This is a genomic window from Pseudomonas wuhanensis, assembly GCF_030687395.1.
In the GTDB taxonomy this organism is placed as follows: domain Bacteria; phylum Pseudomonadota; class Gammaproteobacteria; order Pseudomonadales; family Pseudomonadaceae; genus Aquipseudomonas; species Aquipseudomonas wuhanensis.
In genome coordinates this window covers 4,795,231-4,808,367 of sequence record NZ_CP117430.1, presented here as the reverse complement: position 1 = coordinate 4,808,367, position 13,137 = coordinate 4,795,231, and the positions used below count along the sequence as shown (strand labels likewise).

The 13,137-nt window shown below is 59.1% G+C and carries 11 protein-coding genes; all 11 read left to right on the top strand.

Annotated features, from left to right (window positions below; translation table 11 throughout):
- Positions 1-10 precede the first annotated feature (10 nt).
- Positions 11-748 carry a cephalosporin hydroxylase family protein gene (locus PSH88_RS22195; protein ID WP_305422674.1) on the top strand — a complete coding sequence of 246 codons (738 nt, stop codon included), beginning with the start codon at positions 11-13 and terminating at the stop codon, positions 746-748.
- A 53-nt stretch (positions 749-801) separates the two neighbouring features.
- The gene (locus PSH88_RS22190) at positions 802-3,735 is read left to right on the top strand and encodes a TIGR00180 family glycosyltransferase (protein WP_305422672.1); all 2,934 of its coding nucleotides are present in this window, start codon (positions 802-804) and stop codon (positions 3,733-3,735) included.
- Positions 3,736-3,765: 30 nt separating this feature from the next.
- A complete protein-coding gene (pseB, locus tag PSH88_RS22185) occupies positions 3,766-4,767 on the top strand; it encodes a UDP-N-acetylglucosamine 4,6-dehydratase (inverting) (RefSeq protein ID WP_305483379.1) in 1,002 nt (333 codons plus the stop codon).
- Positions 4,764-5,927, top strand: a complete 1,164-nt coding sequence (pseC, locus tag PSH88_RS22180; protein ID WP_305422670.1) for a UDP-4-amino-4,6-dideoxy-N-acetyl-beta-L-altrosamine transaminase — start codon at positions 4,764-4,766, stop codon at positions 5,925-5,927. The genes pseB and pseC overlap by 4 nt, the downstream gene beginning before the upstream one ends.
- Positions 5,928-5,933: 6 nt before the next feature.
- Positions 5,934-6,629, top strand: a complete 696-nt coding sequence (pseF, locus tag PSH88_RS22175) for a pseudaminic acid cytidylyltransferase (protein ID WP_305422669.1) — start codon at positions 5,934-5,936, stop codon at positions 6,627-6,629.
- A complete protein-coding gene (gene pseG, locus PSH88_RS22170) occupies positions 6,626-8,125 on the top strand; it encodes a UDP-2,4-diacetamido-2,4,6-trideoxy-beta-L-altropyranose hydrolase (protein WP_305422668.1) in 1,500 nt (499 codons plus the stop codon). Before pseF ends, pseG begins: the two co-directional genes overlap by 4 nt.
- Positions 8,122-9,174 carry a pseudaminic acid synthase gene (gene pseI, locus PSH88_RS22165; RefSeq protein ID WP_305422667.1) on the top strand — a complete coding sequence of 351 codons (1,053 nt, stop codon included), beginning with the start codon at positions 8,122-8,124 and terminating at the stop codon, positions 9,172-9,174. The genes pseG and pseI overlap by 4 nt, the downstream gene beginning before the upstream one ends.
- Positions 9,175-9,404: 230 nt before the next feature.
- A complete protein-coding gene (locus tag PSH88_RS22160) occupies positions 9,405-10,331 on the top strand; it encodes a ketoacyl-ACP synthase III (protein ID WP_007894181.1) in 927 nt (308 codons plus the stop codon).
- Positions 10,332-10,427: 96 nt separating this feature from the next.
- Complete coding sequence (locus PSH88_RS22155; RefSeq protein ID WP_305422665.1) at positions 10,428-11,720, top strand: motility associated factor glycosyltransferase family protein; 1,293 nt, start codon at positions 10,428-10,430, stop codon at positions 11,718-11,720.
- Entirely contained in the window at positions 11,717-11,986 is a 270-nt protein-coding gene (locus PSH88_RS22150) for a hypothetical protein (protein WP_305422664.1), read from the top strand. Before PSH88_RS22155 ends, PSH88_RS22150 begins: the two co-directional genes overlap by 4 nt.
- 273 nt (positions 11,987-12,259) lie before the next feature.
- Positions 12,260-13,114: a flagellin domain-containing protein gene (locus tag PSH88_RS22145; protein WP_305422662.1), complete on the top strand. Its 855-nt coding sequence runs from the start codon at positions 12,260-12,262 to the stop codon at positions 13,112-13,114.
- Positions 13,115-13,137: the final 23 nt, after the last annotated feature.

The window sequence follows — 13,137 nt, the reverse complement described above, 5'->3', positions numbered from 1 at the left end:
GATTCCAAAAATGACCGACAACACCATCAATAAAGCCTTCGAAGCCGAATGCCAGGCAGAAATCGCGCGTCAGGGCGACGATCAGAAACTCACCGGTCTGGCCCAGGAGTTCTTCAACGAATCGGCCAGGCACAAGTACAGCTACCACTTCTCGTGGATGGGCCGTCCGATCATTCAGTTGCCGCAAGACATGATGGCGATGCAGGAAATCATCTGGCAGGTCAAACCCGACCTGGTGATCGAATGCGGCATCGCCCACGGTGGTTCGATTATCTATTACGCCTCCTTGCTGGAGCTGCAAGGCCACGGCGAAGTGCTGGGCATTGACCTCGACATTCGCCCGCACAACCGCGAAGCCATTGAAAGCCACCCGATGAGCAAGCGCATCAAAATGATTGAAGGTTCGAGCATCGACGCGGCCATCGCCGAGCAAGTGCGTGCTGCGGCCGAAGGCAAGAAAGTCATTCTGGTACTCGACTCCAACCACACCCACGATCACGTGCTGGAAGAGCTGCGTCTGTATGCGCCACTGGTTTCGGTGGGCAGCTACTGCGTGGTGATGGACACCGTGGTTGAAGACATGCCGGCCGATTTCTTCCCGGACCGTCCGTGGGGCCCGGGCGACAACCCGAAAACCGCTGTGTGGAAATACCTGGAAGAAAACGCTGACTTCGAGATCGACCGTCAGTTGCAGAACAAGCTGCTGATCACCGTGGCGCCGGACGGTTATCTGCGTCGGGTTCGTTAAGCAACGTCATGTCATTGAGTTCATCGGGCGCTTCGCCGGCTGTGGGGAAAGGTATGCAAGGTCATTTTGGTTCTGAACACGTTGCGCCACTCGGCGAGCGTTTTACGCTGCTGCTGGCGACCCACAACCGGCCGGCGTTTTTGCGTCGCACGCTGCAGTACTACAGCAGTTATCCGTGCACGATCATTGTGCTGGATTCTTCCAGCCAGCCGGACACGCAAATCGTCGAAGCTTATCCGCACGTTCAGTACCTGCACTTGCCGCAGTTCTCTTACCTGGGTTTCCAGGCCAAGCTCAAGCACGGCATTGGCCTAGTCACTACGCCGTATATGGCATTTGCCGCCGACGACGATTTCCTGCTGCACAGTGCGTTGACCGAGTCGGTGGAGTTTCTGGAAGCGAACCCGGACTACGGCATGTGTCATGGCTACTGCATGATGTACCTGACCGAAGCGACCCGGGTGACTTACTACCGTCGCGACAAGAAGGTTCAGGAAGACTACGCCAGCGAACGAGCTGAAGACCGGGTCCTGGACTACATGGGCCAGTTCATTCCGCCATTCTTCGCTGTCACGCGTACTGAGCTGCTGCGTCAGTGGTACGACCTGATGCCTGAAGAGCTGAGTTTCGAGTGGCAGGAAATCGGTCATGTGTATTACCTGCTGGCCTGCGCCAAGGCGCGGATCCTGCCGATCCCTTACGTGGTGCGCGAAGCCAACTATGGAGGCTCAGAACACAACACCGAGGTGGTGTTTGTGCTCAGTTTCACCGATGCCAAATCCGTGGCCGAGCGGGAGAAGTTTGCCGACTTTCTGTCCACCGTACCGACCGCGATTGCCGGTCGCGATCAAGTGCAGACTCGCGAATTCGCGCTGGAAAGTTTTGCCGCCATGTCGCAGTGCTTGTTGCAGCGCCGCTCGCTGACCACTCAACCCATTTTTCATTCAATCTGGAATGACCCCTTCAAGGGCCCGATCCGCGAGTTTGGCCCGACCCAGTTCGTTGAGATGCCGTTCTACAACCAACCTTTCTTCGATCGCCTGACCGAGTTCGAATTCCTCTTGCACGCAATGCCCGCGGGCAAGCTGCAGCTCGAACGCCTCGAAGCCGTGCTGTTGGAACAGGAACAGTTGCTGCGCACCCATGGCAATGACACTGAACGGACAATCAAAGCCCGTCTGTGGAAGGCCCTGTCGTGCAATGCGTTCAACCGCAAAGTCGTCAAGCGCCTGGCGCTGACACTGCGTAGCAGCGGCGATACCGAAGAGGCTGACGTGCTCTCGGCCTGGGCTGAACGTCTGGATGGGGCATCAACTCAGGACAGCCGCGTGTTGCTGGACAAAATGCCGACCGGGCAATTGCTCAACTGGCTGGAGGCGCGAGGGCCTGATACCGAGCAAGCCGCGTCGATTGCCCGTCATCTGACGGCGAAGGGCGGCAGTCCACGGTTCTGCATTCTGTTGCTGGACCTGAACAACGATTCCGACAAGTTGCAGGTGACTTTCGACAGCCTGTTGGACAGTCACTTCCGTGCCTTCCAGGTCGTGGTGTTCACCACTGGCGAAATCACCTCGGCCACCACTTTGGAAAATACCTTGCATTTCGTCAAGGTCAGCGCCGACAACTGTGTCGACAAGCTCAATCAGGTGGTGCCGAACACCCGTTGCGACTGGCTGTTACTGGCCGAGGCGGGCGATGAGTTCACCTCCAGTGGTTTGATGCAGGCCAGTATTGAATTACTTGCGGCACCTGAGTGTCGGGCAGTCTGCGCCGATGAAGTCCATCGTCGGGCCAGCGGGACCCTGACACCGGTTTTCCGTCCGGACTTCAACCTGGATCTGCTGCAAAGTGCCCCTTCGTTGATGGCGCGGCACTGGTTGATTCGTCGCGATGTGTGGGTCGAAGCCGGTGGTTACAGCCGTGAATTCAGTCAGGCCGTGGAGTTCGATCTGCTGTTGCGCTTGATTGAAGAGGGGGGGCTCGCGGGCCTTGCCCATCTCTCGGAACCCTTGCTGATTTGCCAGGCGCCCGCGCAGGTGGCTAACGAGCATGAGCGCCAGACCCTGGTTCGCCACCTGGGAACCCGCGGCTACCAGGCTCAAGTCAGCGCCGAATCGCAAGGCACGTACCGCGTTGATTACCGTCACAGCGATCGTCCGCAAGTGTCGATCATCATCGTCGCCCAGGACAATGTCGCTGATCTGCAGCGCTGCATCGTCAGCGTGTTGCAACGTACGCGCTACCAGAATCATGAATTGCTGATCGCCGATAATCATAACCAGTCACCCGAGTTGATTGCCTGGCTCGATAACCTTGAGCAGAACGGTCGCGGCCGGATTCGCGTAGTCCGGGCCGAGCAGCGGCTGAGTCTGTCAGCGCTGCACAATGCCGTCATTCGCCAGGCGCAGGGAGAATTCCTGGTCCTGCTGGCGGCTGATGCCCAAGTGGTCAATGCCAACTGGATCGAGTCGTTGCTCAATCAGGCGCAGCGTCCGGAAGTCGGCGTGGTGGGTGGCAAACTGGTGGACGCTGAAGGTAACGTGACCGGCGCCGGTTTGATCCTGGGCCTGAATGGCGAAGTGAGTTCGCCCTTTGTCGGTGAGAAGAAAGACGCTACCGGCTATATGCAGCGGCTGGTGGTCGAGCAGAACTACTCGGCAGTCTCTGGTGTGTGCCTGATGATTCGTAAAGACCTCTACGAGGCGGTGGGCGGTCTGGATCAAGAGCATTTCGAGAATGCCCTTGGTGATGTCGATCTGTGCTTGAAAGTATCCGATGCCGGGTTCCTGACGGTCTGGACACCGCAAGTGCAAATTCTCCATCCGGGCAACCTGACGCAGACGCCACAGGCCATAGATGCCCTGCGCGACAAGTGGCAGGCGCGTTTCCGGCAGGACCCGGCATACAACTCAAACCTGGCCTTGACCGGCAAGGGCTTTACTCTCAGCGAACCGACCCGTGTGAACTGGGCGCAATTGCTCGCATAAGCCTGGCTGACAGGTAAAAGGACTCAAGGCATGTTCAACGGTAAATCGATTTTCATCTCGGGTGGCACCGGCTCGTTCGGGCGCAATTTCATCCGCCGGTTGTTGGAGCAATACCAGCCCAAGCGCGTGGTGGTGTTTTCCCGCGATGAGCTCAAGCAGTACGAGATGCAGCAGACGTTCAACGCGCCGTGCATGCGTTACTTCATCGGTGATGTGCGCGATGCCGACCGTTTGCGTCAGGCCATGCGCGGTATCGATTACGTGGTGCATGCTGCGGCCCTGAAACAAGTGCCGGCGGCGGAATACAACCCCACTGAATGCATCCGCACCAACGTCAACGGCGCGGAAAACATCATCGCCGCGGCCATCGACAACGGCGTGAAAAAAGTCGTCGCACTGTCTACTGACAAGGCCGCCAGCCCGATCAACCTGTACGGCGCGACCAAGCTGCTGTCGGACAAACTGTTCGTGGCTGCCAACAATATTGCCGGCGAGCAACAAACCCGGTTTGCCGTGGTGCGCTATGGCAACGTCGCCGGCTCGCGGGGTTCGGTGGTGCCGTTTTTCAGCAAACTGATTGCCGAGGGCGCCAAAGAGCTGCCGATCACCGACGAGCGCATGACGCGCTTCTGGATCACCCTCGATCACGGCGTGAAGTTTGTGCTCGACAGCTTTGCCCGCATGCACGGCGGTGAAGTGTTTGTGCCGAAGATCCCGTCGATTCGTATCGTCGATCTGGCGCGGGGCATGGCTGAACATTTGCCGCACAAAAACGTTGGCATTCGTCCGGGGGAAAAACTCCATGAGCTGATGGTGCCGCTGGACGACGCGCGCATGACCCTGGAGTTCGATGATCACTACACTATTCAGCCGTCGATCCGTTTCACCAGCGTCGACGTGGATTTTGCCATCGACAAACTGGGCGAGCAGGGCCAGCCGGTGAGCGAAGATTTCGAGTACCGCTCCGACACCAACCCGCACTTCCTGTCGGTCGGGCAGATCGCCGACCTGCACGCGGAGCTGTCGGCATGATTCCCTACGGTCGGCAAAGCCTCGATCAGGCAGACATCGATGCGGTGGTTGACGTGTTGCAGTCCGACTGGCTGACGCAAGGGCCGACCATCGAGCGTTTCGAACAAGCCATGGCCGAGCGTTGCCAGGCCGATTTCGCGGTGGCGGTGTGCAATGCCACGGCGGCATTGCACATTGCCTGCCTCGCCGCCGGCCTCGGGCCCGGCGATCGCTTGTGGACCACGCCGAACACCTTTCTGGCCTCGGCCAACTGCGGGCGTTACTGCGGCGCCGAGGTCGATTTCGTCGACATCGATCCGCTAACCTGGAACCTCGACGCCTACACCTTGGCGTCGAAGCTTGAGATCGCCGAGCGCGACGGCAAACTGCCGAAAGTGCTGGTGGCGGTTGCGTTCTCCGGGCAGAGCTGCGATATGCGCATGATCGCCGAACTGGCCGAGCGCTATGGTTTCACCGTGATCGAAGATGCCTCCCACGCAGTCGGGGCGTCCTATGCCGGGCGCCCGGTGGGCTGTGGCGAATTCGCGGCGATGACGGTGTTCAGTTTTCACCCGGTGAAGATCATCACCAGTGCCGAAGGCGGCATGGTGCTGACCAATCGCCCGGAACTGGCCGAGCGCTTGCAGCGCCTGCGCAGCCACGGCATGACCCGTGATCCGGCGCAGATGACTGAGCCCAGTCACGGCCCCTGGTACTACCAGCAAGTGGAACTGGGCTTCAATTACCGCATCACCGATTTGCAAGCGGCTCTCGGTCTGTCGCAGCTGAACAAGCTCGATGGCTTTATCGAGCGTCGACGTGAGCTGGCGGCCCGTTATGACCGGTTGCTGGCGTACTTGCCGCTGACCTTGCCCAGCCCGCAGCCCGAGGCCGAGTCGGCGTGGCATCTGTACGTGGTGCGCTTGCAGCCGGAGCGGATCAACCTCAACCATCGGCAGGTGTTCGAAGGTTTGCGAGCGGCCGGTGTCGGTGTGAACCTGCACTATATTCCACTGCACTTGCAGCCGTACTATCGCGACCTGGGTTTTGCCGAGGGGGATTTTCCCCAGGCCGAACGTTATTACGCCGAGGCCATCAGCCTGCCGCTGTTTCCTCTGCTGAGCGATGAACAACAGGATTATGTGGTCGAGCAATTGCGACGACTGATCCTTGAGGAGTAGTGACTCTTGAGTTGTGTTGCGATCATTCCGGCCCGTGGTGGCAGCAAGCGAATCCCGCGCAAGAACCTCAAGCCGTTCGACGGCGTGCCGATGATCGTCCGCTCGATTCGCACGGCGCTGGAATCGAACCTGTTCGACCAAGTGATCGTCAGTACCGACGATGAAGAGATCGCCGAGGTTGCACGGGCCAATGGGGCTCAAGTGCCGTTCATGCGGCCCGTGGCGCTGGCCGACGATTTCACCGGTACTGCAGCGGTGATCGTGCATGCCTTGAAGCAATTGCCACCGTTCGACTATGCCTGCTGCGTCTACGCGACCGCGCCATTGTTGCAGGCGCGTTATCTGCGTCAGGGGCATGAATTGCTGGTGCAGCACCCGGACAAATCTTTCGCGTTTTCAGTCACCGGTTTTGGTTTTCCGGTTCAACGGGCCTTGACCCTCAACGAGCAGGGTGCCTTGACCTCGCTCTACCCGGAATTTCGCGAGACCCGTTCCCAGGACTTGCCCGACGCTTTTCAAGATGCAGGCCAGTTCTATTGGGGGCGTAGCGAAGCCTGGTTGCGTGGCGATGTGCTGTTCTCGCCGGCAAGCCTGCCGGTGATTCTGCCGCGTCATTTGGTGCAGGACATCGACACGCTTGAGGACTGGACGCGTGCCGAATACCTTTATGCCGCCTTGAAGGCTGGAGGTGAGCTGCAATGAGGGTACTGATCCGCGCTGATGCATCGCCGACCATAGGCAGTGGCCATATCGCCCGCTGCCTGACCCTGGCCAGGGTGTTACGCAAGCAGGGCACGCACGTTGCCTTCGCGTGTCGTCAGTTGCCGGGGCATCGGCTGGACAGTCTGCAGGCTGAGGATTTCGAGACGTTCGCGCTGCCGGAGCGCTATCCCGATGAAGACCCGCAGCAGGCCATCGAGTCGATGCTGCCGTGGCAGGCGGACATTGCTGCGCTGGAACAAGCATTGGAAGGGCATCCGGCTTTCGACTGGATCATCGTCGACCACTATGGTCTCGATCATCACTGGCAGACCGCCGCACGCCGCTGGGCTCCACGAATCGCTGCGGTGGACGATCTGGCCACTCGGCAGTACTGCGTCGATCTGCTGCTCAATCAAAATCTATCGGGCACCCCAGAAGCTTATGCCTCACGGCTGACGCCCGATTGCCAGACCCTGCTCGGCCCGCGGTTTGCCTTGCTGCGCGATGAGTTCTGCTGCCCGGCAATCGAGATCAAACCTCGGGCCAGGCGAGTGCTGGTGAATTTCGGCGGCTTCGATGCGGCCATGCAGACCCATCACGCGATGTTGGCGCTGGCGGACCTCCATGAGCTGGAAGTCGATTTCGTGGCGGGTGCCGACAACCCGGCCTGGGAGCAGATGCAGGGGCTGGTGGACTATCGCCCGAACTGGCGCCTGCACAGTTTTGTCAGCGATTTTTACCGGCTGATGACCGAGGCCGACCTGTTCATCGGTGCCGGCGGCGGTACCAGCTGGGAGCGGGCGGCCATGGGGCTGCCGACGATCTGCATTGCGGTCTCGAATAATCAGCAGGCCAACGGTGAGGTGATGGCGACCTCGGGTGTTCATGTGTTCCTGGGCAATCGCGAGCACGTCAGTGTCGAGCAGTTGCGCCAGGCCATCGGTTTTGTTGTGGGCAATCAGGGGCTTCGCCAGAGCCTGGCTGAACGCTCGCGGCAGTTGGTCGATGGCCGTGGCGCGCTGCGGGTGGCGGCGGCGCTGGCGGGGGCGGTGTTGCAGGTTCGTCAGGCCACTCAGGATGATGCGCAATTGTTGTTTGAGGGGCGTAATGCCGAGGCAGTGCGGCGCTGGTCGCTGGACAGCCACGTCATCGATTGGCAGCGGCATCTGACCTGGCTGGCTGCGAGCCTGAGTAACCCCCAGCGACTGCTGTTGATTGCCGAGGCGGATGATGGCCCGGTCGGTGTGTTGCGCTATGACCTTGACGGTACTCGGGCCGAAGTCTCGATTTATTTGTTCGAAAGCCGAATTGGCTTGGGTTGGGGCAGGGCGCTGCTGGCGCGGGGCGAAGCCTTTGTCACCGATTACTGGCCGTCATTGCAAGCCATCACCGCTCAGGTGTTGCCCGCCAACCAGGCGTCGCTGAAAGTTTTCCGCGAGGCAGGTTTCACTCAGAGTGCTTGTGCGTTCACACGCGTTTTAAAGGATCACCCATGACCCGTTTCAAGATCGGCAACCGCTCGATCGGTGCCGATGCGCCGCCGTTCATCATTGCCGAGATGAGCGGCAACCATAACCAGTCGCTGGACGTGGCGCTGCAAATCGTCGAAGCCGCAGCCAAGGCCGGCGCGCACGCCTTGAAGCTGCAAACCTATACCGCCGAGACCATGACGCTGGACCTGTCCGAAGGCGAGTTCTTCATCAAGGACCCCAACAGCCTATGGGCCGGTTCTTCGCTGTACGCGCTGTACGAGAAGGCCCATACGCCGTGGGAATGGCACGCGCCGATCTTCGCCCGGGCCAAAGAGCTGGGCATGCTGGCGTTCTCCACTCCATTCGATGACACCGCGGTGGACTTCCTCGAAAGCCTGGACGTGCCGGCCTACAAGATCGCCAGTTTCGAGAACACCGATCTGCCGTTGATCCGGCGGGTCGCTGCCACCGGCAAGCCGCTGATCATCTCCACCGGCATGGCCAGCATTGCCGAGCTCGACGAAACCGTGCGCGCCGCCCGTGAGGCCGGTTGCAAGGACCTGGTGTTGCTCAAGTGCACCAGCACGTACCCGGCGACGCCCGCCAACAGCAATGTGCGCACCATCCCTCATCTGCGGGAGCTGTTTGGCTGTGAAGTCGGTTTGTCCGATCATTCGATGGGCGTTGGAGTGTCCGTCGCCGCGGTAGCGCTGGGGGCGACGGTGGTGGAAAAACACTTCACCCTCGACCGTGCCGCCGGTGGGGTGGACGCCAGTTTCTCCCTGGAACCGGCTGAACTTGCCAGCCTGGTGATCGAAACCGAACGCGCCTGGCAGGCGATGGGCCAGGTGCATTACGGCGTGACCGAGGCCGAGCGCAAGTCTCTGGTCTACCGTCGTTCGCTGTACGTCACTGAGGACATGGCCGCCGGTGAGCCGTTCACCGTCGCCAATCTGCGAGCCATCCGGCCTGGCCTGGGGCTCGCCCCCAAACACGCTGAAACCCTTCTGGGCCGCCGCGCCCGCCAGGCCATCAAGCGCGGAACGCCGCTGGACTGGCCGCTGGTCGAATAACCGCTTGTGAGGTTGATTCGGCAAAATAGCGTGACCTGCGAGTCATAACGCGCATCTTCACTGTATTGTATAAAAAGGGGCAGATGGCGCCTGGACTGTTTTTAGCCCAGTGATGGCCTTTTATTCTTCCCGCTGTCACCCCGTTGAGGGCGACGTTATTTGTTGTTTGTCGGCGCCCCTCGAATCCTTGCGAGCGGTGGTATTGGGCTGTTTATTATTGGGAAGCCGTAATGATTGGCATAAAGAGCATTGCGAGCTACGTTCCTGTAGCCGGCGTGGACAATTACGCACAAGGTGCAAAATTCGAAAAGGATGAAGAGTTCATCCTGGGCAAGATCGGTTCGGCTTTCCTGCCGCGTAAAGATGCAGGGCAAGAAACTTCGGACCTGTGTGTCGAAGCAGTCAACGCGCTGTTCGCCAACAATCCAGAATTGAAGCGTGAAGCCATCGACGTGCTGATCGTCGTGACCCAGAACGGTGACGAAGAAGGTCTGCCACACACCGCCGCCATCGTTCAGGACAAACTGGGCCTGCCGACGACCGTGGCTGCGTTCGATATTTCCCTGGGCTGCTCCGGTTACGTCTATGGCATCTACGCCATCAAGGGTTTCATGGAAGCCGCGGGCCTGAAGAATGGCTTGCTGGTGACCGCCGATCCGTACTCCAAGATCGTCGATCCAGAAGACCGCAACACCACCATGCTTTTCGGCGATGCCGCCACCGCCACCTGGATGGGCGAAGACGCCCCCTGGCAGTTGGGCAAGGCCAAGTTCGGCACCGACGGTTCCGGCGCGCCGCACCTGAAGGTTTCCGACGGGGTGTTCTTCATGAACGGCCGTCAGGTCTTCAACTTCGCGCTGCTCAAAGTGCCGGCGCATTTGCATGAGTTGCTCGCTGACTCGGGGCTGACGGCTGACGATATCGATGCCTTCTGCATTCACCAGGGCAGTGCAGCCATTGTCGACGCCGTGGCGCGGCGGTTCGAGGGTGAGCCTGAGAAGTTCATCAAGGACATGGTCGAAACCGGTAATACCGTATCGTCGAGCATTCCGTTGCTGCTGGAAAAACACGTGCTGGATTCGAAGTGGAAGCGCGTTGCGCTGAGTGGTTTCGGTGTTGGATTGTCATGGGGTTCGGCGATCATCTATCGCCCTTGAATCTCGGCTCTTCAGTCAAAGAAAGCCAGGCAAAAAAAAGCGTTCAAGGTGTAACCTTGAACGCTATTTTTTTGCCTGAATGAAAAGCGAGGCTCCATGAGTGAGTTCTTTGAGCGCAACGCCGAGGTCATGCAGCGCCGCTGGCCGCTGCTGTCTGCGCGCTTGCTGGTTGAAGACGCGAGCCTGTTGCAGGCCGATCTGGTCGAAGGCCTGGGCTCGACGTTGAGCATCAACGGCATCCAGCTGACCAGTCGCCACGACCGTACCCGCGAGGCCGGGCTTCAGGCCGATAGCCTGCCCATCGATAGTCCGGTGGTGCATGTCTACGGCACCGGGCTTGGCGATCTGCAGATAGAGCTACTGCAGCGCGCCGGGCTTGAGCGTTTATACGTACACATCCTCAACGGCGCGGTGTTTGCGCTGGTGCTGCAACTGCTCGATCAACAGCAGTGGCTCAGCGATCCGCGAGTCGAGCTGTTGTATGCCGGCGATCGGGCGGAAATTCAGCTGCCGTTCTTCGCGTTGCCGGCTGAACTGGTGCTGGCCGATGACTTCAATGCGAAGATCCGTGACCGCTTGATCAGCGAAATACATTTGAGCTTCAACAATCGTGAGTTCCGCCCCGACGATCCGCAGATCATCGAACGTTTGCAAGTCAGTCTTCCTTTGCTGCGAAGTGATCGAGACGTCGCCGAGTTGTTTGCGACCCAATTGGGTCGGGATATCTATGTCATCGCGACAGGGCCTAGCCTGGAGCAACACTTTCAACAATTGCGGGAAATCCACGAACAAACCCCAAGGCCCTTGTTTATTTGCGTCGACACCGCCTATCGACCTTTGTTGGAGCAAGGCATCAAACCTGATGTGGTAGTCACTCTCGATGTGAAAATCACCGCATGTCATTTACCTGCGCAAGACTCGGCCGGTACCCGGTTGGTCTACTTTCCGATGACCGATCGCTCAGTGCTTGAAGCTTGGCAGGGCACTCGTTATGTCGGCTATTCCGCCAGTCCAATCTACACCCAGGTGCGCCAGCAGATTCCGCGGGCCGAGTTGTTTGTCGGCGGCAGCGTGATTCATCCGGCAATCGACCTGGCGGTCAAGATGGGCAGCACCTGCATTACCCTGTTCGGGGCCGACTTTGCCTTCCCGATGAACAAGACCCACGCCGGCTGGAAGGACGGCGATCTGGGGCCTCAATTGAAAGTTGCCAGGCATTGGGTGCTCGATGGCAATGGGCAGCGCATCAAGACGCAGCTCAACTTCCGCAGCTATCTGTGCGAGGTGGAGCGCTACATCGCTGGCCACCCTCAGGTGCGTTTCTTCAACAGCAGCCGGGCGGGCGCCATGATCGTCGGCACCGCTTTCAATTCAGAGTTTGTGCAATGAGTCAGGCCATCGCGTTTATTTCCGGCGCCGAACAGTGCGCCTCTTTGTTTCGACTTGGGCGGGATGTCGAGGGGGCCGTGGCGATGGTCGAATTGTTCGGCCAATGCATGTCGACGTTCGATGGGGCGCAAGCCCCGGTGCAACAGCAATGGGCGCAGACGCTCATGACCATGCTCGACTGTCAGGAGCGCCAGGACTGGTTGAGTCTGGCCGACTATCTGGAGTATGAAGTGGTCGCGTTGTTGAAAAGAGTTGAAGAGCGCTAAACAAGAACTGTCGATTCTGCTTCCCCTCCCTCCTTTAGCGCCGCAACAGTGAGCCATGTCACAGTCTGCGGTGCTTTTCTGACGTCATTTTTTCATCCCGTTTGCCCGCTAGCCCTTGGTTTATCTGGGGATGGCAGTGTGATGGCAAATTTTTTCAAAAATCCCCTCAAGCAACACCCAAACCCGACGATAACTATTACGAAGGTTCTCTAGGCCACACCCGGCGGTTGCCAGGGCCGGAAGCCGCAGTACCCAACCAACGAGGATTTCGTCATGGCTTTAACTGTAAACACCAACACCACTTCGCTGACCGTTCAGAAGAACCTGAACCGTGCTTCCGACGCGCTGAGCACTTCGATGACTCGCCTGTCTTCCGGCCTGCGTATCAACAGCGCTAAAGACGACGCCGCTGGCATGCAGATCGCTACTAAACTGCAAACCATGATCACCGGTTCTGCCGTAGCGATCAAAAACGCCAACGACGGTGTTTCGATCACTCAGACCGCTGAAGGCGCACTGGCTGAATCGACCAACATTCTGCAGCGTATGCGTGAACTGGCTCTGCAAGCCACGAACGACTCGAACAGCACCTCTGAACGTGCCGCTCTGAACAAGGAATTCGCAGCGAAGTCCGACGAGCTGACTCGTATCGCTACTTCCACCACTTTCGGCACCAACAAGCACTTGCTGGACGGCTCGGCCGGTACCATGCAGTTCCAGGTTGGCGCAATGACTGGTGCAGACCAGCAGATCAGCGTTGTAATGAGCAGCAGCTTCGCTGCAAGTGCTCTGGGTGTTGATACCGGCACCATCGCAATCTCCGGCACCACCGACGCTGCCGCGCACACTGCTTCCCTGGCCGCAATCGACGCAATCGACACCGCCCTGCAGACCATCAACGATACTCGTGCTGACCTGGGTGCTGTACAAAACCGCTTCCAGTCCACCACCAACAACCTGCAGAACATGGCTGAGAACTCCACTGCCGCTCAAGGTCGTATCCAGGATACCGACTTCGCAGCAGAAACCGCTCAGTTGACCAAGCAGCAAACTCTGCAACAAGCTTCCACCGCAGTTCTGGCTCAGGCCAACCAACTGCCATCCGCTGTACTGAAACTGCTTCAGTAATAGCTGGTTGAGTTTTGGCGGGG